Below are 24,895 nucleotides of genomic sequence, written 5' to 3'. Positions count from 1 at the left end.
CAGGGCTGAAAATGCGCTCGCCTCGCGAATTCATCGCCGCTCAAACCGCAACCGCCTGAGTGTCCGGTGAAACAGGGGCAAGACCAAGATGTCGAGCAAGGTTTTAAGTCGAGCCTGTCGGAAGATCGCACAAGAGGTGTCAGGCTTTACGGAGGTGGGCTTTACCAGGCCGCCGCTGCTCCATCCTTCCGTGGATCGGATCCTGCAAAGAAAACCCCATTGCACGACAGGATAGCTTGAGCGCCTCCCCAGGGCTCGGAGGCGACGGAGACGGGATGGCCGCGCCGGAGAAGTTCCAGCATCGTCGCCTCCGGGATGGCCGTCTCCGCGTGGAAGGCGGATGCGTCGCGCAGTCCGCGGGGGGCGTTGATCGCCTCCTGCACGTCCATGCCAAAATCGAGAATGTTCTGCAGCACCTGAACCTGGCCTACAGGCTGGTAAAGCCCGTGCATGACTCCAAAGGACAGCCACGGCGCGCCGACGCGCGTGGCGAAGCCCGGAATGATCGTGTGCAGCGACCGCTTGCGCGGCGCAACGGCGTTCCGATGTCCCGGTTCGACCACGAATCCGGAACCGCGGTTCTGGAAAAGGACGCCCGTGCGCGGACAAAGGATCGCCGAGCCGAATGCCGCCGAAATCGAGGAGATAAAGGAGCACATGTTCCCCTCGGCATCCGCCGTCGTCAGGTAGATGGTGTCGGTCGGACCTATGGGTTCGACCATCGCGCCCATCATCGCCCGACGCGGGTCAATACGGTCGCGCAGGGCATCAGCGTAACTTGGGGAGATGAGTTCGGCGACAGGAACCTCAGCGTGGTCGGGATCGGCGATATATTCGTTCCGCGCGGCGGCGGCCAAACGATAGGCCTCGATCTGGAGATGGAAGCGGTCCGCCCCCAGGGGATCGAGGGCGGCGTGATCGAAGCCTTCGAGCACGTTCAGCATGATCGAGACCATGATCCCCTGCCCGTTCGGCGGGATCTGATGCACGTCGACATCTCGGTAGCGGGTCGTGACGGGAGTGACGAATTGCGGCCGCCACGACGCGAAATCGTCGACCGAATGGCGGCCTCCTAGGCCGCCGAGCGTCGCGACCATCGCGGTAGCGACATCGCCGGTATAGAAAGCGTCGGCGCCCCCCTCAGCCACTTGTCGCAATGTCCGCGCGAGCTTCGGGAAGCGGATCACCGTGCCGGGCGCCGGTGGAGATCCGCCATGCAGGAGAACACGGCGGCTTTCGTCGTGACGGTCCAGCCGATGGCCGTGGAACGCCCAGTCATGGGCAATGCGCTCTGCGACGGGAAAACCCCCTTCCGCCGAGGAGATTGCGGGCGCGAGCATGTCCGTGAGGCTGTGGCGACCGAAGCGGGCGAGGAGCGTTTCCCAGCAACGCAACGCGCCCGGAACAAGGACACTGTGCACGCTGTCCTCGGAAATTCGGCCGACGCCCTGACCGAGAAGCCATTCGGTCGAGAGGCCCTCGGGAGCGTGACCCGACCCGTTCACGCCGTAGAGTTTGCCCTCGTCCGCCTGCCAGACGAGCGCGAAACTGTCGCCGCCAATGCCCGTGCTGTTCGGCTCGATCACTCCCAGCAACGCCGCAGCGGCGACGGCTGCGTCGGTCGCTGCTCCGCCGTTTCTCAGGACCTCAGCCGCGATCAGGGTCGCCTGCTGGTGCGACGTCGCCGCGGCCCCGTGGCACCCCATCGCGACGGATCGGCCGGGCCGATGGAAGTTACGCATGGGTCCCGCCCCCCCGGGAAGGCGTCCGACCGGGTGTAACGACCCCGCCTGGGCGCCTCGCCTCAATCATCACGCGGGTTCAACGCGTCGTTCAGGCCGTCGCCGAGCAGATTGAACCCTAGGACGATGACAACGATGGCGAGGCCGGGCCAGACCGCCATCCACGGCGCCTCGACGAGGAATTGCCGCGCGATGTCGAGCATGGAGCCCCAGGATGGCGCCGGCGGTCGTTGGCCCAGGCCAAGAAACGCGAGACTCGCCTCTGCCAGCACGGCGACGGCCATTGTGATCGTCATCTGAACGACTATCGGGGCCACGACGTTCGGCAGAATGTGGGAGATGATGATCGCGCCGTCGCCTAAGCCCTGTGCGCGAACCGCAGTGACGTAATCCTCTTGCTTCACCGAAATGACCTGCCCACGGGTCAGGCGGATGAAGATCGGCATGGCGGAGATGCCGATGGCGATCATCGCGTTCTGCAGGCTGGGTCCGAGGAACGCGGCCAGAGCGATCGCGAGCACCAGAAATGGGCATGCGAGGAGCGCGTCGGTGCAGCGCGAGATCACCATGTCGACGAGACCGCCGAAATAACCGGCGATGAGACCGAGTGGAACGCCGAAGACCAATGCGATCACGGCTGCGGTGATCCCGGCCGCGAGCGAGGATCGGGCGCCGTAAATCACGCGTGACAACACGTCGCGGCCGAGGTCGTCGGTCCCGAACCAGTGCGCGGCGGACGGCGGCTGCCGGATCGCCATCCAGTCGGGTTCGGTCGGACCATACGGAGCGATCAGGGGAGCGAGGATCGCCACCAGAACGAAAAAGACGACGATGGTGCCGCCGATCTTGACGCCGGGCTGGGTCAAGGCCCGCCGCAGGGCCATGCTCGTCCCGGAACGGCGGCGGGGACCGGACATGTCCGTTGCGGTGTTCATGTCCTTAGCCTCGGGCTCAGGATGACATAGGCAATGTCGGCGATCAGGCTCATCGTCACGAACATCACCGCGGACACCATGACGACAGCTTGTACGACCGCGTAGTCACGGCTGAAGACACCATCGACGATCATCTTGCCAAAGCCGGGAATACCGAAGACCTGCTCTGTCAGGACGGCCCCTGACAACAACTCTCCGAAGTGTAAGGTCACCGTTGTGACAACGGGGATAAGGGCGTTCCGCAAGACATGGCGGCGTACGATGATCCCTTCACGTAGTCCCTTGGCCCGGGCGGTACGGACGTAATCGGACTTGAGCGCTGTGATCATCGAGCTGCGGGTGTGGCGCATGACGATCGCCGCCGCAGCCGTCCCGAGCACGAGGCTCGGCAACAGGGTCGTTCGCAGATTCTCGATTGGCGCACTGAAGAATCCGGCATAACCGCCTGAGGGCAACCAGCCAAGTCCGACGGCGAACCAGAGGATCAGCATGATCCCGAGCCAGAAGCTTGGGATCGAGAGACCGGCGAGGCCGATGCTGGTGATCATCCAGTCGAGTGGCGAGCGGCGCCAGATTGCGGCGAAGACACCCGCGGGAATGCCGATGACGAGAGCGATGATCAGCGCCTGAAACGATAGCTGGAGGGTCACCGGCAGCCGTTCTAGAAGCATTTCCCCGATCGGCAGGCGCGTGCGGATGGACAGGCCGAAATCGCCCTGGAGAATGCCACCGAGCCATCGGATGTATTGGACCGGCAATGATTGGTTCAGGCCATACTTGTCCCGCAGCATCTCAATCACCTGAGGATCGCGCTCTTCACCCGCGAGGGCCAGAACAGGATCGCCCGGCAAGAGCTTTAGAAGCCCGAAAACGAAGATCGAGACCAGCAGAAGGGTCGGGATGGCCACGAGTAGTCGGTTGAGGATCAGGCGGGTCATGGAGGGGTCGGTCGGTTCCGAAACAAGGTGGTGGCGCCCCGGATCGGGGGCGCCGGATGCGCTAGGCTCAGTTCGCGGTCGGTTTGACGCCGGTGAGGCGCAGGATGCCGTCGGGGTAGATCTCGATCCCCTCGATGCCGGCTTGCGATCCGTAGAACCAGGTCGGATGATAAAGCGGGATCGTCGGCAGGTCTTCGAGGTAGATCTGCGCGACCTCGTCGTAGGCCGCCTTCCGGGCCTCGGCTTCCAGCGAGGTCCGTCCCTCCTCCAACGCCGCGTCCATCTCCTCGCTGCGGTAGCCGTTCAGGTTCTGGCTTCCCTCGCTGCCGAAGAAGGTGGTCAGCGTGGGATCGGGATCCGCGCGTCCGGACCAGTTGCCGATATAGAGCTCGAAGTTCCCGTTGAGATAGCGCTCGATCGCCGAGGAGGTCTCGAGCGGCAACAATTCGACGGCGAAGCCGGCCTCGCTCGCCATCTGCTGGATGATCTGAGCGACGCGGGCATCGGTGGTCGAGTTCTCGAACGTAATCTCGATAGTGGGGCTTGGAATGCCGGATTGCTCGATCAGCTCCTGTGCCCGCTCGACGTCGCGTTCGGGCATCGGCACCGCGTCGCTGTGATAGTCCGATGAGGGCGGGATCATTTGGTTGTCGGCGGTGAATTCACCACTGAAGGCCACCTGATTGATGACGCTGCGATCGATGGAGAGTTCGAGCGCGTGCCGCAGATCCGGCGAGGCGGCGAGATCACCGCCATTCTCGCCGAGATTGACGAAGAGGTGGGACACGGCGAGGCCCGGAGCGGTATGGAGCGCGAGGCCCGCATCGTCACGGATCGCGGCGAGGTCGGTCGGCGCCATCCGCTCCGCCACCTCGAGATCGCCCGCCTGCAGCCGCGCGAGCCTTACCGTGGCATCGGGAACGATGTCGTACTCGACCTCGTCGTAGGAGATCTCGTCCGCGTTCCAGTAATCCTCGAACCGCGTCAGCTTGATATTGTCGCGTGATTGCCGCGAGGCGAATTCGAACGGGCCCGAACATGCCGGGTTCTCCGCGAAGGCGTCGGCGGAGGTTGCGGCGGCGGGCGAGACCATCATGCCGGCCCGGTCCGTCAGGATCGACAGAAGCGGCGCGAAGGACTGCTCCAACGTGAACACGACCGTCGTCGCATCCGTCGCCTCGACAGAGGCGATCGGCGAGAGCTCGCTCTTGCGGCGGGACTCCCCCATCGTCTGCATGCGCTCGATATTCGCCTTGACCGCCTCCGCGTCGAACGTCTCGCCGTCGTGGAAGGTCACGCCCTCGCGCAGTTTCATCGTCAGTGCGGTCTGATCCTCGTTCCAGCTCCACTCCGTCGCGAGTTGCGGGACGATCTGCAGGTTTGCGTCGATATCGACGAGCTTGTCGCACAGGGCATCGAAGACGATCCGCCCGGCATAGGTGCCACCGGTCGCGGGATCGAGCGAATCGGGGTCGTCCTGCAGGCCGACACGAAGCGTCTGGGCCATCGCGCCGGAAGACGCCATAATTGCAAACGTGGCCAGCGCCATGATCTCGTTGGTAACTCGCATTGCACTCCCTCCTGTGGGTCGGTCCGTGGGCCTCTATCCTTGACGTGCCCTTCCACCTTGGTCGGATCGAAGCATGAAGTCACATATTTGTAAACGGGTTGAACTAATGCGGCCCTATTTTTCTGTATTCTCCGAATAATATCGAAGGAAAGACGAGTTTTTGGGCTTGCCGAACGGGATGTGGTTCCATTTAGTTAGATCCTGAAACCAAATCGACGTGCAATTTATGACTGACTTCTCCTCGGTGGCGATGATGCGCCAGAACACGCTGCGCAGGGTGCTCCGCGAAATTCTGTTGCGCGGACCGATCTCGCGTGCAGAGCTCGCCCGGATCACCGGAGTGTCTAAACCGACGATGTCGGAGGTATTCCGCGAGCTGGAAGAAGACGGGTGGGTGCAGGTCTCGGGCCGTCGTCAGGGAAAGGTCGGGCGCAGCGCCATGGTCTACAGTGTGGCGCCGCAGCGTGCCCTGGTGTTCGGCGCCGATGTCGGCGGCACCAAGATCCGGGCCGCGCTGGTCGACATGACGGGCGAGATCGTCGCCGAGACCGTGGTCGCGACGGAACCGTCCGGCGGTGATTTCGTCGTCGCCCAGATCGCAGACCTGGCCGACGACCTTGCCCGCGAGGCGGATGTGGGGCGGTCACGGATCCTCGCCGGGACGATCGGGCTTCCGGGCGCCTTCGATGCCGCGACCGGCAGATTGATGATGGTCCCGAACATCGAGGGTCTCGAAGGCTCGGCGATCCGCGATCGTCTCGAGGCGCGGCTCGGCTTCTCCGTCAGCATCGGCAACGACGTCAACATGGCCGCCAAGGGCGAGCAGTGGCGCGGTGCGGGAGCGGGTCTTTCCTCCTTCGCCTTCATCGCCCTCGGCACCGGGATCGGCATGGGCGTCATCAACGAGAACCGCATCCTGTCGGGGGCCCGCGGTGCTGCGGGCGAGATCGCGACCCTGCCGGTGGGGGCCGATCCGTATGACAGCCGCACCTTCCGCTCCGGCGCATTGGAGACCGCCGTCGGAAGCGCCGCGATCAAGGACCGCTACGAGGCCCTGGGTGGTGAACGGGATCTCGACGTACGGCGGATCATCGACCGTCTCTCCGAGGACGATCATCGCGCCGCGCGGGTCCTCGACGAGGTGGCGCGATGCGTGGGTGCAGCGATCCTCGCGGTCTGCGCGGTCGTCGATCCGGCCCGCGTCATCCTGGGTGGCAGCATCGGTTCGCGCCAGGAAGTGCTGAGCCGTGTGAGGATGGCCGTCGCGGGCTGCATGCCCGCACCGCCGTCGATCACGATCAGCCAGCTCGGGAGCCGGGCGGGTCTTTTGGGGACGCTCGCGGAAGGCTCGGAGAACCTCTGGAACGAACTTTTCGAGGCGGATGGCGATTCCGGGCTTGTGCGGCAGCGCGCGGGCGGCGAAGCGGGCGAGGTGGCGTGATGACCGGACCCGCGCTCGAACTGCATCCCTCCGCGCTGGCCGCCGAGGAGGCCTGCGCGAGGAGGGTCGCGGCCGTGCTAGAGGACAGGCCCGCCGCTAACCTGGGGCTCGCGACCGGCCGCACGATGATTGGCGTATACCGGGCGCTTCGCTCCTCCGGGGTGAGCCTCGCGCGGGCCACGACGTTCAATCTCGACGAATATCGCGATCTCCCCTCCGATCACCCGGCGAGCTTCCGTACCTTCATGGCGGAGCAACTGTTCGGTCCGGCGGGAATTCCGGGCGACCGCGTGCATTTCCCCGACGTCCGCGACGGCGCCGCGGCGGAGTACGAAGCGCGGATCGTGGCGGCGGGCGGCCTCGACCTGCAACTCCTCGGGATCGGTGTGAACGGCCATATCGGGTTCAACGAGCCCGGCTCGACAGTCGCGAGCCGAACCCGGACGGTCGATCTCAGCGCCGAGACACGCCTTGCCAACGCGGCGCAGTTCCACGATCGGGACGTGCCACATCAGGCCGTCACCATGGGGATCGCCACGATCCTGGAGGCGCGGTCGATCGTGCTCGTGGCCACGGGCGAGACCAAGGCCGCGGCCCTGGCCGCCGCCCTGAACGGACCGATGACGCCATCCTGCCCCGCGAGCTTCCTGCGCCGGCATCTCGATGTCACGATCATCGCGGATCCTGCGGCGGCATCGCGCCTTTCGCGGTCGGGAACGGCGTGGTCCGGGGAGCTCGCATGACGCAAACAGCCGATCACCGCGTCCTGTCGGTCCGCCACCTCTCCCTGCGCCTGCCGGCGGGGGCCGACAGGCGCCATGCGCTTGAGGATCTGTCCTTCGATCTCAAGGCCGGCGAGATCCTCTGCATCGTGGGCGAGAGCGGTTCCGGCAAGTCGCTCGCGGCACAGGCGCTGATCGGCCTCCTGCCGAGGGCCGTGACCCTCGATGGCGGCGAGACCGATTTCGAGGGAACCGACCTCCTCCGGCTGTCGCGGCACATGCAGCGGGACTATCGCGGACGCCGGATCGGCATGATTTTCCAGGAACCGCTGACCGCGCTGAATCCGTCGCTCCGGATCGGCGACCAGATCGCGGAGGTGTTCGAGGCTCACGGCCTGCTCACGCCCGCAGAACGGCGCAAGCGCGTCCTCGATCTGGCGCGCGAGGTCAAGCTTCCCGACCCGGAACGGATGCTCCGGGCCTTCCCCCATCAGCTCTCCGGCGGACAGCGACAGCGCGCGGTGATCGCGATGGCACTGGCGCTCGAGCCGGCGCTCCTCATCGCCGACGAACCGACCACGGCGCTCGACGTGACGACGCAGGCCCGGATCCTAGCCCTCATCCGGGAAATCCAGGATCGCCGCGGCATGGCGGTCATCTTCATTACCCACGATTTCGGGGTCGTGCACGATATCGCCGACCGGGTCCTGGTCCTGGAGAAGGGGGTCGTCGTCGAACAGGGAACGGCCTCCGAAGTCCTGGAGGCCGCGCGCCACCCCTATACGCGGGCGCTGCTGGCGGCCGTGCCCAAGGGCGTGCCGCCCAAACGGCCGAAGCCTGCGACGGAGACGGTCCTGTCCGTTGAGAGCCTACAGAAGACGTTCCGCCTGAGCCGGGGGCTCTTTGCCCCGAAGCGCGAGATCCGCGCCGTCCGCGGCGTCTCCTTCGACCTGCATCGCGGGGAGACCCTGGGGCTGGTGGGGGAAAGCGGATCGGGCAAGTCGACGATCGCGCGCCTGGTGACCCGGATCGAGACGCCCGACGCGGGCCGGGTGCGTCTTTTCGGCGACGACCTGGCCACGCTGCAGGGTGCGCGACTGCGCGAGGGACGGCGTCGGATCCAGATGGTGTTCCAGGACCCCTTCGGATCGCTTAATCCGCAGCGCCGCGTCGGTCAGGCCATCGCCGATGGCCCGATAGCCGCCGGCGTCCCGCGCGAGACGGCAATGTCCGACGCCCGGCGGCTTCTGGACCTCGTGGGCATCGATCCGCGGTCGGCCGACCGTCTGCCGCACGAGTTCTCCGGCGGCCAGCGACAGAGGATCGGCATCGCCCGCGCCTTGGCTCTCGAGCCACAGGTCCTGGTGGCCGACGAGGCGGTCTCGGCCCTCGACGTCACCGTTCAGGCGCAGGTGCTCGACTTGCTGGAGGATCTGAAGCGGAAGCTGGACCTCGCCATCCTTTTCATCACGCACGACTTGCAGGTGGCGGCGCAGATCTGCGACCGCGTCGCGGTCATGCAGCGGGGTGAGATCGTCGAGATCGGGCCCGCGGCCGAGATCTTCGCCCATCCCCGACAGGAATATACCCGCGCCTTGCTGTCGGCGATCCCCGGCACCGGCGCCTTGTCCGACGGGAGATCCGGATGACCCCCTTACGTATTGGCTTCATCACCGGGTTTCACCTGAAAGCGTTGATCGGCGTTCGGAACGTCGAGGTCACGGGCGTCTACAGCCCGACCGCGGCCCATCGCGACGCGTTCGCGAAAGAGGTCCGTCGCCTCGATCTCGGCCAATGCAGGGCGCAAGCATTGTCAGGTTGATGGCCTCTTGGATGCCCGGTAGCTCGCCTGTACGCTGAACCTCGACGATCTCTCGCGCCAAGGGGCATCGCTTTTCGCGAACCGTCATCGGCTACGCCGTCTGGGCGTATCACCGCTTCGCCTTGAGCCTTCGCGATGTCGAGGACCTGCTCGCGGAGCGCGGGGTCGTCGTTTCCTACGAGACGATCCGGGTCTGAGTCGCAAGGTTCGGGACGCAGATCGCCGCGAAGATCCGGCGCGATCGGCCCGGGCCTGCTGACAAGTGGCATCTCGACGAGGTCGCCCTCAAGATCAACGGCGTCAGGCATTGGCTCTGGCGGGCGGTGGACGCGAACGGCGATGTTCTGGACATCCTCGTGCAGTCGCGCCGCGACACCTCAGCCGCCAGGCGCTTCATGCGCAAGCTCTTCAAGCGATGGGGTCTCCCAAGGGTGATGGTGACCGACAAGCTCGAATCCTACTCTACCGCGAAGGTGAAACTCGCCCTCGGCTTCGAGCACCGTCGACACAAGGGAATCGACAACGCGGCGGAAGCATAGCACCGGCACACCCGCCGACGGGAGAAGATCATGGGCCGGTTCAAGTCACCCCGCCATGCTCAGCGGTTCCTGTCGGTCCATGATCAGACAGCTGCCATCTTCCGCCCACGCCGCCATCGTCTTTCCGCCCGCTCCTACCACCACGCAAGACAGGATGCGTTCCACATCTGAGCAGCTTGCACGATCGATCTGTCCGCGTGAGCGGTTGCCGGCGGCACCTTGTCCGAGGCCGCAAAACAACCTGACAATGCCATGCCGAGTGAGGTGAAGCGGTTGAGGATGGCGATGCGGACGTGGAGCTCGGCGGTCTGGCGGTCGAAGTCTCGGGCGGCGAGCCTTTGGCGGAGAAGCTTCATGCAGTTCATCTTGGTCTCGACGCGGCTTCGACGGTGGTAGCCGGACCACCTTCTCCAGAGCGTCCGACCGAAGCGTTTGATGGCGCGCAGGGCCTCGTTCCTCGGTGCAGCTCCAAGGCTGTCTTTCTTCCAGGGCTGCGCGTCGCGACGCGGCGGGATGATCGCCTCGGCGCCCCGGGACGCGATGGCGTCGCGGCAGGCGCGGCCATCATAGGCGCCGTCGGCGGTCACCGACGCGATCGGCTCGCCCGCGGGGATCTGCGACAGCAGGCCGGGCAATGGAGAGGAACAGGGATCGATCCAGTGGATCGATACCCCGACGAATGGCGCGTCGCCGATGCCGCTCCCGGTGATTTCGACGGCTCGGACTTCCACCGTCGCCTCGTCCACCGCCAAGCGCACCTTGCGCCACACGCGGCGCTTGGCCCCGCCATGCTTGCGTGCATGCCACTCCCCTTCGCCCCGGACTTTGATACCATTCGGCATTGTCCTCGGACCAATGGCGGTCAATGCCTAATTGTCGATCAGGAGATACAGCGGCCCACCCGATCCCCGATAGGGCAGTTGCACGGCAAGGGTCTTTTGGCGCCGGCACAGCGTCGAGAAGTCCGGCACTGGCCAATCGAGGCCCGCAAGCCGCAGCAGGCTCGCCACGAAGCCCGTTGTCTGGCGAAGCGGCAGGCCGAACAGCACCTTGATGGTCAGGCACGCTTGGATCGCCGCGTCCGAGAAAGTCTGCTGACGGCCGCGCTCGCCCGACGGTGCCGCATGCCAGTCCATGTCCGGGTCGAACCATACGCTCAGCGACCCCCGCTCTCGCAGCGATGCGTTGTAGCTGGACCAGTTCAGGGTGCGATAGCGGGTGGGCGCAGGTTTGGACATGCCGCTCAGATATGTCGCTGGACTCGTGATGTGAATCCCAGGCAGGCTTTGCGCCACAAGGCCCATGCGAACTCATCCCGGGCCTCATTTCTATGACGAAGCTGTCGGCTTCCTGACGCCGACATTGATTATCGGTATAGCGCCCTGCCTCGCATCACGCGGTCGAAGAGGGGGCGGCACGCGATCCCCGGCCCGTCGCGGACGACGGTATCGCCCAATACAAAATTGTATATGCGCTGACAGGTCGTGAGCGAAGCCCGGAAGTAGCTGGTGTCTTAGGCGCCGATCATCTCGATCCGCCGGACACCAAAGGAGACACATGCCATGACACCGACGACGACGAAGCGGACCATGCGAGCCATCCTGTTCGGACTCGGCACCGCCGCGATGACGGCGATGACCCTCGCGACGGCACTGCCGGCCGCCGCCCAGAGCGCGGATCCGACGATGGACGAACAATCGGAGACCCAGCTTCAGAAAAGCATCGGGGACCAACTTGCCGCCCGCGGCATCGAAGTGGAGGTCGAGACCCTGTCCGCCAATCAGCTTGCCGAGATCCAGGGGCTCCTAGGACGAGACGACAGCGAAAGCACGAACCGGATCGAAGAAATTATCAACCAGTGATCGTCCGATCGGTGAAGCTTGCGGCGAGTGCGTATGCACCGCGGTCGCCGCAGGCAGTCCCACCGCACCTGTTTACGTCTTTCCCGACGGTTTACTCGGCGCGGGGAAGGTCATGACGACGGCCAGCCCCGGCACATTGTCTGTCAACGCCAGTTCCGCGCCGTGCAACTCGCAGATCGCCGCGACCAGCGCGAGGCCGAGACCGTTGCCCTCACTGGTCCGGCTGCGTTCGAGACGATAGAGTCGGCGCAGGACGTTCCCGCGTTCATGATCGGGAATACCCGGCCCGTCGTCGCGCACCGATAGTTCGACACGCCCGGCGATGCGGGTCAATCCGACCGCGACATGCCCCCCTGCGGGGACGTGGCGCAGAGCATTCTCGATCAGGTTGGCCAGAACCTGGCTCAGAAGTTGTCGGTCGCCCGCGATACCGAACGCCTCCGGGCCGGACAGTTCGAGCGTCAAGCCGTGACCACTCTCCTCCGCCGCAGGACCGAACACGTCCACCATATCTTCCACGATGGCGCGCAGTGACACTGGCGTGAAACGTTCCCGCACATGGCCCCCTTCGATCTGGGCGATCTGCAAGAGCGACTGGAACGTCTTGACGATCCGGTCCGTCTCGTCGAGCGCGCGGGCGACAATCATTCGTTGGTCTGCGTCGAGCGACGTCTTCTCGAGCCGATCCAGATGGACCGCTACGCGCTGGATCGGTGTCTTGAGATCGTGGGCGATATCGGCCGAGATCTGCTTCAGGGATGAAACCTGCGCTTCCTGCGCTTGCGCCATCGCGTTCACGTCGAGCGCGATCTCGTCGAGATCCTCGCGTCCGCTCCCTGCAACATGGGCCCGCGCACTCAGATTGCCATCGGTCAGACGTCCGAGGACCTGCCGAATGCCTTCGATCCGGTCCCGTGCCCGCCCGGCTGTCAGAAGCCCCGTTACGGATGCGATAGCGAGGGTCGGCAGTAGACTTACCAGGAAAACGGTGCTGAAGATTTCACCCATCTCGATGACCTGTTCGCGGGTCAGGGCGACGATCAGCCGACCGTCGCCCACCCGCGCATCCAGCGCCAAATAGCTGTCGGCTATCTCGCCACCTCTGGCTGTGACGGCTTGCTCCGGCACGATCGTGTACCCATCGATCGACGGAAACGTCACCACGTTGGCGATCCGCGTTCCGTCGTCGGCGACATAGACCAGCGCCATCGTCGCAGGGTCGGTTGCACCGGCATCTGCAACGAGCCGTTCCCGCAATCCTTCGGTCTCGGACATCGTCTCGTAGCTTACGATCGCCTGGTGCACCTGTGCCTTTAGGATCGTGTCGAAGTTGCTGCGGATCACCCAATAGGCGATCCCGAAGCTCGTCAGCGACGACACGCTGAAAATCGCGATCAAGAGCACCGTCAGCCGCATGGGCGTCGAACGCCACGGCGACGGCCCCGACCTGGACTTCATTCCGCGTTGATCCTGTAGCCCGAACCGCGCAGTGTCTCGATCAGGTCGCGGTCGAAGGGCCGGTCGACCTTTGCGCGCAGCCGGCTCACATGGGTCTCGACCACGTTCGTCTGCGGATCGAAATGAATGTCCCAGACCGCTTCGAGGAGCATGGTGCGGGTCTGTACCCGGCCTTTTCGACGCAGGAGGTGCTCGAGAAGGGCGAACTCCCGAGGGAGAAGATCGATCGCCTGCCCGGCGCGTGTCACCTTCCGGGTCAGCAGGTTCATCTCCAGATCGCCCGCCCGCAGGACCGTGATCTCCTCTGACATCTGCGGACGGCGCCCGATTGCCGCGATGCGGGCGCTGAGCTCGCCGAAGGCGAAGGGCTTGACCAAGTAATCGTCGGCACCCGCGTTCAGCCCTTCGATCCGGTCGTCAACCCCGCCGAGCGCCGTCAGGAACAGGACCGGCGTGCGCGTCTTCGCGCCGCGCAGCGTCTTGACGATCGACACACCGTCGACGCCAGGCAACATGCGGTCGACGATCAATATGTCGTAGGTCCCGACACGGGCCTGGATGAGGCCGTCGGCACCGTCACCGATCAGATCGACGGAATGCCCCTCCTGACGCAAACCATCGGCGATGTACTCGCCGGTTGTCCTGTCGTCCTCGATGACCAGTATCTTCATTCGAACAGTTATCTCATGGTGGTCCCGGCGGCGCCTGATCGCGCCGCCGTAGAGGATTTCGAGCCATCTCAGGTATCGTCGTCGTCGCTTTCCTCCATATCCTCGCCGTTCTCGTGCCCGTTGTCATCGGGCTCGGCATAGGGACTGACGGTCCCGTCGGAGGCCACGGCCAGCTCGCTCGTGGTCCCGTCGGACTTGGCGACCTCGACCACGAAGACCGGCGTATCGTCGTCCGTTTCCATCGTGAACTCGGCGCTCACCGCGGTGCCGCCACTGTCGGATTCAGCGGCGGAGACGGCATCACCAAGTGTTATCTGCGACGACATCAAAGCCTCAACCTCCATCTGGTCATCAGTCCGCGTATCGGTGGTCGATTGCGCCGATGCGGCGCCGGCCACGAGGCCCATCGAGAGCAGCGCCGCCGCGCCAAGCCGGGATTTCGTCATTCTCATCGTCGTCTCCTTGGATCGGGACAGGCATCATGCCGTCCTCCGACCCCAAGGTGCGTGCCATCGCCGACCCGCGCCTGTCGGCGAGATTACAAATTTGCAATCGCCCCGGCAGGATCGTGTCGGACCGGTGCGGCATTCGGAACCTACCGCAATCCCGCGCGCCGCTTTACCTCCGGAGACACTCCAATGTCCGACGCAACTTACGATCCCGCAGAGCCCGACTGCACCGCGTCAAGCGGCCTGCCCGACACCCTCAACCGCGTGGCTCAGGTCACCATTGCCTTCTGGATCATGAAGGTGCTCGCCACAACGCTCGGAGAGACGACCGGAGACTTCCTGTCGATGACCCTGAACCTCGGTTACTATGTCAGCTTTGCGATCACCTTTGCCTTCCTTGCCGTCATCCTCTGGGCCAAGATACGTTCGACGGACTACTCCCCGAGCCTCTTCTGGCTTACCATCATCGCCACTACGACGGCCGGGACGGAAGTTTCCGATCTTATGGACCGGTCTCTCGGCTTCGGCTACATCTGGGGCTCCATCGTCCTCGTCATCGGTCTTGCCGCAACGCTCGCGGTCTGGAAGGCACGCCACGGACACCTGTCTGTCGAGCCGATCACCAAGCGCCGCGTCGAGACCCTGTTCTGGGTCGCGGTCGTGTTCTCCAACTCCCTCGGCACCGCGTTCGGTGACTTCCTCACCGACAACCTGTCGCTCAGCTATATCCAGGGCGCGCTCATTACCGCCGCGATCATCGGCGTGGTCCTGGCGCTGCACTACACGACGAAGATCAATGCCGTCCTGCTTTTCTGGATCGCCTTCATCTTCACCCGGCCCTTCGGCGCGACGTTCGGCGACTTCCTGACCAAGCCTCTAAACAGCGGCGGCTTGAACCTGCCGCGCGAATGGGCGTCTCTTGTGACGCTCGCGGCCCTCGGCATCGTGCTGTTTATATCGACGCGCCGCGGCAGTTCGGAACCCGTCAGGATTCCGGAATAAGCTCGGACGCTGACGCGGGGCGTGGGCCCTCGGGATCACGCCCAGCCTTGTCGCAGTTGGATGGAATGCAAGATGCAGGCGGCGGTGAACGACTGGCTCCCCTCGTTCCAGTCCCTCGGGCTCTGGGGATACTGGGCGATCGGCCTGCTCGCAATGCTCGAAGCGGTCGCGGTGACCAGCCTCTTCGCACCGGGCTCCGTGATCGTCGTGTTGGGTGGCGTGCTGGTTTCCCACGGCCTCTACGATTTCGGCGACATGATCTTGGTCGTGGCGATCGGAACCATCCTGGGCGCCGAAATCAGCTACGTCATCGGCGCACGGGCAAGCAGGCTGTCGCGCCCGGAAGGTCGGGTACTGTCGGAGGCCAATCTCGCCCGCGCGCGGCGAATGTTCGACAGGTTCGGGCCGCTCAGCGTCTTGGTCGGACATTTTGTCGGGCCGCTACGGCCCGTAATACCCGTCGTCGCCGGACTTTCGCAGATGTCCCGCAAGCGGTTTGTCTTTTTAAAAGCGATCGGTGGATTCACCTATGCAGTGATTTTCCTCGGCATCGGAACCCTGCTCGGGCACTCGATCGACGTCTTCTCCTGGATCGACTGGAGGTGGGATGTGATCGCAGCCACGGATTTGCTGACTTTCTGCGCCGTCATGGCGATCCTTTCGGCGAGACGACGGAGGCCCCGCGATCGCATCGACCCTCCCGACGCCTGATGCCTTCGTAGGACACGTCCACTGCATGCCCCATTCCCTCGACCAGCTCATTCCATCGCTTCAATCAATGGGGGTCTGGACCTACTGGATTCTCGCCCTCTTTGCCATGCTCGAGGCGATCATCTTCACCGGCGTTGCCGTCCCCGGCGCGCTGGCCGTCATCGCCGGCGGCATTCTCGTGCAGCGTGGCGTCATCGACTTCTTCGACCTAGGATGGTTCGTCCTGGCCGGAACCGTCCTCGGCAGCGAGGTCAGTTTCCGACTGGGCCGTCTCGCGGCGCTCGGCATGGCACGGCGCGGCGGAGGAGCCGCGTCGACTCATACGCGTCGTGCCGCGGACCTGCTGGTCCGCTACGGGGGGTTCGCCATGATGATCGGGCGGTTCCTGGGTCCGCTCTCCGCCTTCGTGCCGTTCTCGGCCGCGCTCGCCGGCATGGCGCCGCGCCGTTTCCTGGTCTGGAACGTCGCGAGCGCGGCCCCCTATGCCTTCGGGCTCCCGGCGATCGGATACTTCTCCGGACGGCTGCTCGCAATCGTCGGCGGGGCCACGCCTTGGATCCTTGCCGCCGGTGTAACGATCCTCGCCGTTCTGGTGCTCGTCCGGTTCCTGTCCAACCGTCTGCGCCGCGCCATGCCAGCGCTCGCTGAGATCGGCCGGGCCAGCTGGCAGGGATTATCGCAACGACCCGTCGTCGGCTCCTGGCGATTTCGCCATCCGAAGATGACAGCCGTCCTGGCCGCGCGTCTCGCCCCGGACCGCTTCTCCGGGCTTCCGGCGACAGCGCTAGTTCTCTTTTTCGGAACAGTTCTCGCCGTCTATCTCGACGGCGTGTTCGACTATCTCACAGCTCCCGCGGTGACCGACACCGACATGCGGTTGGCGAACTTGCTGTATGCGGTCCGCGACCCGCATCTGGTATCGGTCTTCGCCTGGATCACCGCCTTCGGCGGATGGAAAGTCTGGAGCGTGCTCGTCGTCGGTGCCAGCGTCGCCCTTGTCCTTCGGCGCCGTCCCGCATTGATCGCGGGCCTCTGGATCGCGGTTCTCGGCAACCAGATCACCGTGACGCTCCTCAAGCACGTCTTTGACCGGCCGCGATCCCCCCTCGGCGTCTTTGCCGAGACCTCCGGCAGTTTTCCGAGCGGCCATGCCGCATCTTCCGTCGCGATCCTGGGCATGCTCGTCTACGTTGCCTGGCGCACGCGAGTGTTGCCGGGGGAGTTCGCCGCGCTTGCGGGGCTCGCCATCGCAGGATCGATCGGGGCGAGCCGCCTCTACCTGATCGAGCATTATCTCTCCGACGTCATGAGCGGCTGGCTCGTCGGCGCCCTTTGGCTGATCCTTGGAATTGCCGGTGCCGAAGGATTGCGCTTACGCTGGCCTGTCCAATCCATGCGGAACATGCGGAACATGCGGAGCGGGCTTGCCGCATGGGCAGTCGGGGCATCCGTGCTATTGGCCGCAGGTCTTGCGACGACACTCTCCCACCCGGCGCTCAACAGGCCGCCCCAACCTACCCGCACCGAACTATCGGCATCTCTTGCAGCACCCTTTGCGGACGGACACGCTCCGGGGAAGACGTTTGATCTATTCGGCGCCCCCCGGGCTTCCATCTACATGACGATCGCGGCGGAAACTTCGGATCAGATCACCACGGCTCTACAGGAGGCGGGGTGGATCCCGGTCCCGCGACCCAACCTCGGCACGCTATTCGGAGCCATCTGGTCCGACCTGATGGACAGTTCACCGACGGATCCGGCTATCGTACCAACCTTCTGGCACGGCATGCCCAATACGCTCGGATTCGTCGGGCCGACGGAAACCGAAGCCGTCGAGCCTCGCCTGCATCTTCGCCTGTGGCCGAGCCGCTTCCGGTTCCCGGACCGACGAACCATCTGGGTCGCGACCCTAGTCCGCGAAGCTCCCCTCGCGGGATTGATCCCGGATGACGAGGCATCGAGCGGGGCCGCGACGTCCACGTCCGGTGTGGTTGCTGCTCTTTCGCAAGGAGGTCTGGCGGCGACATCCGTGTCCGTACCGGACTAGCAATCGGGTCGCAGCCGAAGGGGGTGATCGCCGTGGCCTCGCGACGCGCCCCGATCCCGCCTCGGTCGATTGCATCTTTGTAACATGACCGACAGCTCGCCGTATTTACCGCGCCTCAAGATCACGCCACTGCAAACCCTGCGCCTGATGGCCCACCATTCGCGGAACACCCGTCATGAAAAATCTCCTTCTCAGCGTCGTCCTGGTCGCCGTTCCCGTCGCGGTGTTCGCGACCGCCTACCCCGTCCTTGCACCGCCCTCTCAGACGACCGCGAGCTCAATCGCCAAGGCCGGCCCACCCCTTGGCGACATGACGCCCTTCGAGACGATCACTACGGATGTCCAATCGATCGCCTCGTCGGGCGACCTCGCCGCGGCCAAGACCCGGATCGCCGATCTCGAGACCGCCTGGGACGACGCGGAGCCGAAGCTGCGGCCAGTCAGCACGGCAGAATGGGGCAGCGTCGATACAGCTATCGACGACGCGCTCGCGGCTCTGCGCGCGCCGAACCCGGACCGGGGCAAGGTCGATGCGACCCTCGCTACGTTGCAGACGACGCTTGCCGATCCCGCCGCGGCCACGGGTCCGACACAACAGGCGGGAACCGTCGCGCGCATCGCGGTCACGGACAGTTCCGGCCACCCGCTGCCCTGCGAAGTCATGCTCGACACGTTCCGCACCAAGCTCGCGGCCTCCAACCTCTCGGATGCCGACCGTGCCAAGGCCACCGAGCTTCAGTCCAAGGGCACCGAACGGTGCAATGCCGACGACGACATCCGCGCCGACGCCTTTCTTGCCCAGGGCCTCGCCCTGTTGGCCAATTGATCCCCAAAAGGAGGATACGATCATGACCAACATTTCCGGCGTCGCCGCCGCGCTCTTCATTAAGGCGGACTATGCGGCTTCGGCCCTCGGTCCGAACCGCGTGCCCGCGGTCACCGTTGAGTTCTGGCTTATCAAGCTGATGGCCGTGACCATGGGCGAGACCGCCGCCGATTTCCTGGCGGTCAACCTGGGTCTTGGACTGACGGCAACGTCACTGATGATGGCCGCGATCCTTGTTGCGGCCCTGGTGCTGCAGTTCCGTCAGAAGCGCTATGTCGCCTGGTCATACTGGCTTGCGGTAGTGCTGATCTCCGTCGTCGGCACGCTCGTCACTGACAACCTCGTGGATAATCTCGGCGTCTCGCTCATTACCTGCACGATTGGCTTCACCCTGGCACTCGGCGCGACCTTCACGATCTGGTACGCCGCCGAGCGCACGCTTTCGATCCACGAGATCAAGACCACCCGGAGAGAAGCGTTCTACTGGCTCGCCATCCTCTTCACCTTCGCCCTCGGCACCGCCGCCGGCGATCTCGTCGCCGAACAGTTCGGCCTCGGCTACATGGCGACCGGGATCCTGTTCGGTATGATCATCGCGTCGATCACGGCGGGGTACTACCTGCTCCGGCTCGACGGGATCTGGGCCTTCTGGATCGCCTACATCTTCACCCGGCCCCTCGGCGCGTCTTTCGGCGACCTTCTCTCGCAGCCGAAGGATTACGGGGGGCTCGGCCTCGGGACCATCGTCACGAGCGCCATTTTCCTCGCCGTCATCGTCTCCATCGTGGCCTGGCTCTCGGCCACCCATCGCGGACAGGAAGAGACACTCGTCCGTTCCGCGTGACCCGCGTACCGGGGGCCTTCGAAGGAAGCCCCCGGTTTTTCCTGATGAACCGGCTTTTAATCGAAAGCCCCGATCTCCTCTACTCCATCGGACCGCAGAAATCATGACGACCTTCGCCGCGCCTGATCCCGTTTCGCGTTCGCCGTTCCTCGGGGTTATTGAGGGGATCACTGAATTCCTGCCAATCTCAAGTACCGGACACCTGATCATCGTCGAGCATTGGTTCGGCGGTCGATCCGATACCTTCAACATCGTCATCCAGGCTGGAACAATCCTTGCCGTTACGATGATCTACTGGCGACGGATCGTCAGCCTGATGACGAGCTGGCGCGATCCCGCAAGCCGCGACTATCTCGTCAAGCTGGGGGTGGCCTTCTTTATCACGGCGGCGCTCGGGCTCATCGTCAAGAAGCCTGGTTTCGAACTGCCGACCGAATTCCGCCCCGTCGCATGAGCGCTTGTCATCGGCGGTGTCTGGATGCTCGCAGCGGAAGGCATGGCCGCACCCCGGGACGATAGCAGTCATGTCACATGGCGGGTGGCCGTGATCGTTGGCTTTGCGCAGATCGTGGCCGGGGTCTTTCCTGGCACGTCCGGGTCGGCCGCGACGATCTTTGCGGCAATGCTCGCAGGCACGACGAACCGAGCAGCCGCGACGGAGTTCGCATTCCTCGTCGGCATTCCAAAGATTTACGCGGCCAGCGGCTACGAACTGCTGTCCGAGATCCGCGTGGGACAGGTTAGACGGACTGGACGGCGCTCGGCATCGCCTTCGGCGTCTCGACGATCACGGCGTTCGTCGCGGTCAAGTGGCTCTTGGGATATATCCAAACCCATCGCTTTAAGATTTTCGCGGTCTACAGGCTGCTGTTTGGGGGGCTTCTGCTCGCATTCGCATACATCGGGAGTCTGGCCTGAAGCAGTCCAGAGCCCGCCGTCCGCTTTCGACGGAGTGTTTGTGGAGTCGAAGATCTGCAAGACGGCAAAGGGAACCGCAAGAAGGTCATGGCACGGCAAACTTTCAGGCGCCCGATGGGGCGCACATGAAGTGAAAGGGACGCTTGGATCGCGGCGTCGCTGGAGATCGGCTGCCCTAAATCAGGAAGTGTTGGATGCCAATACGTCGATGGGTCGTAGACCGTCAGTGACCCGTGCTCTCGCAGCGAGGCATTGTAGGCGGACCAGTTCGGGGTGTGGCAGCGGGGCGGGGCAGGCTTCGACATGCCGCCCAGCTACGTTATCAGGCTTGTGCTGTGAATCCTGTCCAGCCTTCCTGTAACAACGCTCTTCGACCTCGCTCCCTGCGACGGCGATGCGGAGGTAGGCGAAGGTGCGGGCCGCGGCGGCAAAATCACCGGTTCCAGACACCCACCTTGAACGCTGCCCCAAACTATGCCCCTGATGCGTTACGGACATGCCCATAATGATCGGGGGGTTTCGGGCCGCCGTGCCGCGCACTTTCGCCTACCTCCGGGTCTCGACCGCCGGTCAGACTACCGAGACCCAGAAGCAGCAGATCGCTGCCGCCGGGATCGCGGTGGAGGAGTACCGCGTCATGGCCGAGACCGTCTCGGGCAGTGTCGAGGCGATAAAGCGGCCGGGCTTCGCGCGGCTCGTCGACCGGCTCGAACCCGGCGACATGCTGGTGGTCACCAAGATGGACCGGCTGGGCCGCAACGCCATGGATGTGATGGCGACGATCGCGCGCCTGGGGGAGATGTCGGTGCGGGTGCGGAGCCTCGACCTCGGCGAGGCGGACCTCACCAGCGCCGCGGGGCGGATGACGACGAACATCCTCAACGTGGTCGCGCAGTTCGAGCGCGAGCTGCCGATCGAGCGGGCCAGGGCCGGGATCGACCGCGCCCGCGCGCAGGGCAAGCGGCTCGGCCGGCCGCCGGCCCTCGACCCAGAGCGCCGCGCCGAGATCGCGGCCGGGCTTCGGAAAGGCGAGGCGATCTCCGACCTGGCGCGACGGTTCGGCACCAGCCGCATGACAGTGCAGCGCATCCGCGATGGGTATGGCAAGGTTAATGCCAGAACCAAGGAGACCTGAGCCATCTGCAACCTGTATTCGCTGACCAAGGGCCAGGCGGCGATCCGCGAGATCGTCGGGGCCATGACGGACCGCATCGGCAACCTGCCCTCGCTGCCGGCCATCTTCCCCGACCAGTCCGCCCCGGTGGTGCGCCAGGGCGAGGAGGGCCGCGAGCTCGTCATGATGCGCTGGGGGATGCCGTCTCCCAAGTTCGCATTGAAGAACCGCAAGACCGATCCCGGCGTGACGAACGTCCGCAATCTCGGCTCGTCGCATTGGCGGCGCTGGCTGGGGCCAGAGCATCGCTGCCTCGTGCCCTTCACGAGCTTCTCCGAATACCGCGTGGAAAAGGACAAGAGCCGCACCCCGGTCTGGTTCGCCCAGAACGAGGATCGGCCGCTGACCTTCTTCGCCGGCATCTGGACCGAATGGACGAGCGTGCGGAAGGTGAAGGAAGGCGAGGTGACGGCCGACCTCTACGGGTTCCTGACCACGGAGGCGAATGAAACCGTAGGCGCCGTCCATCCAAAGGCCATGCCGGTGATCCTCACCGAGCCCGACGAATGGGAGACGTGGCTGACGGCCCCGTTCGACGAGGCGAAGGCGCTGCAGCGGCCGCTGCCCGAGGGCGCTCTAGAGATCGTCGCGGAAGGCGAGAGACGGGACGGGGAAGGGGGGTAGGAGGCGTCATTGCGGCATTGCCGCGAATGACAGGAAGGACGGAGAGTTGACGTTCGCTACGTCGGGCCCGAAGGTCTGAGGGAGGAGCAGCCTTTCCATTCCTTCGGGAGACGCTGCGGCTTGGAACGTACCCCGGGCAGAGGAACGCCACGGACCCGCCATGCGCTTTGCCCCAAGCGATCTCGCCCCGCCCTGGCTCTTGGAATACAATGCTGCCGCCTTGGGACGCGACGCTCTTGCGGGCGCTGTCCTCTCGGTCCTCCTTGTCCCGCAGGCCATGGCCTACGCGCAGCTTGCGGGCCTTTCTCCTGGCATGGGCCTGACCACGGCGATGGTCGCGCCGCTCGTTTACGCGCTCATCGGACAGAGCGCCTCGGTCTCCATGGGTCCGGTGGCGCTGGCCTCGCTGCTCGTCGCGGGGGCGCTGGTGGATATCGACATCGACCCGGCCGTGGCGGCAAGTATCGTCGCCATCGAGGCGGGGGCGATGCTCACGCTGCTGGCGGTCTTCCGCATGGGGCGGCTGGTGAATTTCATCTCGGAGCCGGCGCTCTTGGGGTTCACCGCCGCGGCCGCTGTCCTGATCGCCGGAAGCCAGTTTCCCGGTCTGGCGGGGATCGATGCGGAGCGGTCGGGCACTCTGCAAGACGCGCTGATAGCGATCTGGGAGGCGGGGCGCCCCGACTGGTGGGCTCTGATCCTTGGACTGTGCGCGCTGGCGGGCTTCGTGATGGGAGAGGCGATCATGCGGCGCGTGGCGCTCGTTCTGCGGCAAACGGGCACGGCGCGGCTTGCCCTGATGAAATCGGCTTCGCTCGTGGTGATCTTGCTGGCCTCGCTCGCCGCGCTGGCGCTGCCGCAGGTACCACGCATTTCGGTGCCCGAGGCGGCGCTGCCGGGTCTGGTCCTGCCCCTCGCGCCGCCCCCTGTGTGGATCGCCCTCCTGGTGCCGAGCCTGACCGTGGCCATCGTGGTCTTCGTTACCGGCATCGCGGTGGTAAAATCCATGACGGCCCGCCGCCGCCAGACGGTCCGGTCCAACGGGGAGGCGGCCGCCATCGGCATCGCCAGCCTCGCCTGCGGGGTTACGGGGGGCTACGCGCCGGGCGTGAGTCTCTCGCGCTCGGCGTTGGTCCATGACGTGGGGACGAACTCTCCGCTGGCCTCGGCCATGGCGGCGCTGATCGTGCTGCCGGTGACGCTTTTCGGGGGCGCGCTCCTGTCGCAGCTTCCCGTAACGGTGCTCTCGGCCCTTGTCATCAGCGCGGTGGCGGGACTGATCCGCTGGAGTGACATCCGCGAGGTTGCGGCTCACAGCCGGCTGGAGACCGGGGTCATCGCGGCGACCTTTCTCGCCACGCTTTTCCTCGGGGTGAAGTGGGGACTTCTGGCGGGGGCGGTCTCGGGGGTGATGAGTTTTCTGTGGACCTCATCAGTGCCGCGCGTGACGCGTGAGGGGCCCGACCCAAGCGCGGGGCAGGGGATCTACCGCTCAGTGACGCGGGACGGGGTGGATGCGGACACCGGGCACCTCCTGGTCGTCCGCATCGATCGCCCGCTCTACTTCGGCAACACCGGCTACGCCGAAGAGCAGGTCACGCGGATTGTGGCCGAACATCCTGAGGCGGAATGCCTCGTCCTCGACATGCGGGCGGTGACCGCGGTGGATGCGACGGGGCTGAGGATGCTGACGAGATTGCTTGACGGCATCGAGGAGAAGAACCTCGAAATCTACTTCGCCTCGCTTCAGCGTCCCGTGGCCGAGGCGCTGGCAGATCAGCGCCATTTCGCGCGACTCGAGCATTTCGACACCGTGGGCGCCGCGGCAGCTGCGTTCCTTTCAGGGCACGGGTCCAAGCTCTGCCTCGCACCGCCCACGGTGACCGAGTAGGCGCAAAGCACGGCGCTCGCCATTTCGAGGATCCGCCTCGCTTCCCTCTCCTCGTCCGGCGCCCAGATGGCATTGATGGTATGACAGCCCCTCACCAGTTCGAACGGAAGAACAATCTGCGCAGAAGGGGTTAGGCTCCAGAATCACTAAGTTAGAGCCAGAACAAGACGGTTGCTGCGAGGGCGATCGCTGACAGGAAAACCTTCGGGCAGCGATCGTAGCGAGTGGCGACGCGGCGCCAGTCCTTCAGGCGCCCGAACATGATCTCGATCCTGCTGCGGCGCTTGTAGCGGCGTTTATCATATCGGACCGGCTTGTCGCGCGACTTCCGTCCCGGAATGCAGGGGGTTATTCCCCTATCGATAAGGTCTTCTCGGAACCAGTCGGCATCGTATCCGCGATCTCCCAGCAGCCAGTTGGCCGCCGGCAAACTACCCACCAAAGCCCTGGCTCCGGTATAGTCGCTGACTTGTCCGGCTGTGATGAAGAACCGTATCGGGCGCCCGATGCTGTCGGTGATGGCGTGAAGCTTCGTGTTCATCCCGCCGTCCTCGGGGAAACGATCCACTAGATCGTCTCCTGATCCTCGAACTCCGTCCGATCAGCCTGCCACGCCCCCTTTTTCAACCGCAGGCTGGAAGCCGTGCGATGTGCCTTGAGATAAGTTGCGTCGATCATGATCGTCTGCCGTTCCGCGCCCTCGGCCGCC

21 protein-coding genes and 4 pseudogenes are annotated in these 24,895 nt (G+C 64.9%); 16 read left to right on the top strand and 9 right to left on the bottom strand.

Annotated elements, in window-relative coordinates:
- Positions 1-161: 161 nt before the first annotated feature.
- The 4 genes from LX81_RS16620 to LX81_RS16605 all read right to left on the bottom strand — a co-directional run bounded on the left by LX81_RS16620 (position 162) and on the right by LX81_RS16605 (position 5,185).
- Complete coding sequence (locus tag LX81_RS16620; RefSeq protein ID WP_111538444.1) at positions 162-1,742, bottom strand: gamma-glutamyltransferase family protein; 1,581 nt, start codon at positions 1,740-1,742, stop codon at positions 162-164.
- A 62-nt stretch (positions 1,743-1,804) separates the two neighbouring features.
- Positions 1,805-2,677 carry an ABC transporter permease gene (locus tag LX81_RS16615; RefSeq protein ID WP_170133996.1) on the bottom strand — a complete coding sequence of 291 codons (873 nt, stop codon included), beginning with the start codon at positions 2,675-2,677 and terminating at the stop codon, positions 1,805-1,807.
- Positions 2,674-3,615, bottom strand: a complete 942-nt coding sequence (locus LX81_RS16610) for an ABC transporter permease (RefSeq protein WP_111538443.1) — start codon at positions 3,613-3,615, stop codon at positions 2,674-2,676. The genes LX81_RS16615 and LX81_RS16610 overlap by 4 nt, the downstream gene beginning before the upstream one ends.
- 67 nt (positions 3,616-3,682) lie before the next feature.
- A complete protein-coding gene (locus LX81_RS16605) occupies positions 3,683-5,185 on the bottom strand; it encodes an ABC transporter substrate-binding protein (protein WP_111538442.1) in 1,503 nt (500 codons plus the stop codon).
- Between the two features lie 226 nt (positions 5,186-5,411).
- On the opposite strand from LX81_RS16605, the gene LX81_RS16600 reads away from it, so the two are divergent.
- The 5 genes and pseudogenes from LX81_RS16600 to LX81_RS16585 all read left to right on the top strand — a co-directional run bounded on the left by LX81_RS16600 (position 5,412) and on the right by LX81_RS16585 (position 9,880).
- Positions 5,412-6,626, top strand: coding sequence for an ROK family transcriptional regulator (locus tag LX81_RS16600; protein WP_111538441.1), 1,215 nt, complete (start codon positions 5,412-5,414; stop codon positions 6,624-6,626).
- Positions 6,626-7,369 carry a glucosamine-6-phosphate deaminase gene (locus tag LX81_RS16595; RefSeq protein ID WP_111538440.1) on the top strand — a complete coding sequence of 248 codons (744 nt, stop codon included), beginning with the start codon at positions 6,626-6,628 and terminating at the stop codon, positions 7,367-7,369. The genes LX81_RS16600 and LX81_RS16595 overlap by 1 nt, the downstream gene beginning before the upstream one ends.
- The gene (locus LX81_RS16590; RefSeq protein ID WP_111538439.1) at positions 7,366-8,997 is read left to right on the top strand and encodes an ABC transporter ATP-binding protein; all 1,632 of its coding nucleotides are present in this window, start codon (positions 7,366-7,368) and stop codon (positions 8,995-8,997) included. Before LX81_RS16595 ends, LX81_RS16590 begins: the two co-directional genes overlap by 4 nt.
- Complete coding sequence (locus tag LX81_RS22310; protein WP_170133995.1) at positions 8,994-9,170, top strand: hypothetical protein; 177 nt, start codon at positions 8,994-8,996, stop codon at positions 9,168-9,170. The genes LX81_RS16590 and LX81_RS22310 overlap by 4 nt, the downstream gene beginning before the upstream one ends.
- 47 nt (positions 9,171-9,217) lie before the next feature.
- Positions 9,218-9,880, top strand: a pseudogene (locus LX81_RS16585) (IS6 family transposase).
- 71 nt (positions 9,881-9,951) lie between these two features.
- On the opposite strand, the pseudogene LX81_RS16580 reads toward LX81_RS16585, so the two are convergent.
- Positions 9,952-10,947 (bottom strand): annotated as a pseudogene (locus LX81_RS16580) (IS5 family transposase); the annotation flags it as partial.
- 324 nt (positions 10,948-11,271) lie between these two features.
- On the opposite strand from LX81_RS16580, the gene LX81_RS16575 reads away from it, so the two are divergent.
- Complete coding sequence (locus tag LX81_RS16575) at positions 11,272-11,571, top strand: hypothetical protein (RefSeq protein ID WP_111538438.1); 300 nt, start codon at positions 11,272-11,274, stop codon at positions 11,569-11,571.
- A gap of 72 nt (positions 11,572-11,643) precedes the next feature.
- Here LX81_RS16575 and LX81_RS16570 read toward each other — a convergent pair whose 3' ends face one another.
- From LX81_RS16570 to LX81_RS16560, 3 genes are all read right to left on the bottom strand, one after another.
- A complete protein-coding gene (locus tag LX81_RS16570; protein ID WP_111538437.1) occupies positions 11,644-13,029 on the bottom strand; it encodes a sensor histidine kinase in 1,386 nt (461 codons plus the stop codon).
- Positions 13,026-13,700, bottom strand: a complete 675-nt coding sequence (locus LX81_RS16565) for a winged helix-turn-helix domain-containing protein (protein ID WP_111538436.1) — start codon at positions 13,698-13,700, stop codon at positions 13,026-13,028. Before LX81_RS16565 ends, LX81_RS16570 begins: the two co-directional genes overlap by 4 nt.
- 68 nt (positions 13,701-13,768) lie before the next feature.
- Complete coding sequence (locus tag LX81_RS16560) at positions 13,769-14,152, bottom strand: PepSY domain-containing protein (RefSeq protein ID WP_146259457.1); 384 nt, start codon at positions 14,150-14,152, stop codon at positions 13,769-13,771.
- Between the two features lie 186 nt (positions 14,153-14,338).
- On the opposite strand from LX81_RS16560, the gene LX81_RS16555 reads away from it, so the two are divergent.
- The 10 genes and pseudogenes from LX81_RS16555 (at position 14,339) to LX81_RS16515 (ending at position 24,186) form a co-directional block, all read left to right on the top strand.
- Entirely contained in the window at positions 14,339-15,151 is an 813-nt protein-coding gene (locus LX81_RS16555; protein WP_111538434.1) for a COG4705 family protein, read from the top strand.
- Positions 15,152-15,223: 72 nt separating this feature from the next.
- Positions 15,224-15,862: a DedA family protein gene (locus LX81_RS16550; RefSeq protein WP_211322798.1), complete on the top strand. Its 639-nt coding sequence runs from the start codon at positions 15,224-15,226 to the stop codon at positions 15,860-15,862.
- A gap of 25 nt (positions 15,863-15,887) precedes the next feature.
- Positions 15,888-17,909 (top strand): bifunctional DedA family/phosphatase PAP2 family protein, encoded by a 2,022-nt coding sequence (locus tag LX81_RS16545; RefSeq protein ID WP_111538432.1) that lies wholly within the window; start codon positions 15,888-15,890, stop codon positions 17,907-17,909.
- A 175-nt stretch (positions 17,910-18,084) separates the two neighbouring features.
- Complete coding sequence (locus tag LX81_RS16540; RefSeq protein WP_111538431.1) at positions 18,085-18,735, top strand: hypothetical protein; 651 nt, start codon at positions 18,085-18,087, stop codon at positions 18,733-18,735.
- 22 nt (positions 18,736-18,757) lie between these two features.
- Positions 18,758-19,579, top strand: coding sequence for a COG4705 family protein (locus LX81_RS16535; RefSeq protein ID WP_111538430.1), 822 nt, complete (start codon positions 18,758-18,760; stop codon positions 19,577-19,579).
- A 103-nt stretch (positions 19,580-19,682) separates the two neighbouring features.
- A pseudogene (locus LX81_RS23345) lies at positions 19,683-20,240 on the top strand (undecaprenyl-diphosphate phosphatase); the annotation flags it as partial.
- A 104-nt stretch (positions 20,241-20,344) separates the two neighbouring features.
- On the top strand, positions 20,345-20,497 hold the full coding sequence (locus tag LX81_RS23340) for an undecaprenyl-diphosphate phosphatase (RefSeq protein ID WP_373280293.1): 153 nt from the start codon (positions 20,345-20,347) through the stop codon (positions 20,495-20,497).
- Between the two features lie 505 nt (positions 20,498-21,002).
- On the top strand, positions 21,003-21,632 hold the full coding sequence (locus LX81_RS16525) for a recombinase family protein (protein ID WP_234822660.1): 630 nt from the start codon (positions 21,003-21,005) through the stop codon (positions 21,630-21,632).
- A 3-nt stretch (positions 21,633-21,635) separates the two neighbouring features.
- The gene (locus LX81_RS16520; protein WP_111538429.1) at positions 21,636-22,295 is read left to right on the top strand and encodes an SOS response-associated peptidase; all 660 of its coding nucleotides are present in this window, start codon (positions 21,636-21,638) and stop codon (positions 22,293-22,295) included.
- Positions 22,296-22,455: 160 nt separating this feature from the next.
- Positions 22,456-24,186: a SulP family inorganic anion transporter gene (locus LX81_RS16515; protein ID WP_111538428.1), complete on the top strand. Its 1,731-nt coding sequence runs from the start codon at positions 22,456-22,458 to the stop codon at positions 24,184-24,186.
- Positions 24,187-24,337: 151 nt separating this feature from the next.
- Here the strand turns inward: LX81_RS16515 and LX81_RS16510 are convergent.
- A pseudogene (locus tag LX81_RS16510) lies at positions 24,338-24,895 on the bottom strand (IS5 family transposase); the annotation flags it as partial.

This window comes from Palleronia aestuarii (assembly GCF_003253995.1).
Taxonomy (GTDB): Bacteria; Pseudomonadota; Alphaproteobacteria; order Rhodobacterales; family Rhodobacteraceae; genus Palleronia; species Palleronia aestuarii.
Note: the sequence above shows the minus strand (reverse complement) of the source record. Positions and strands in the feature narration are given on the sequence as shown.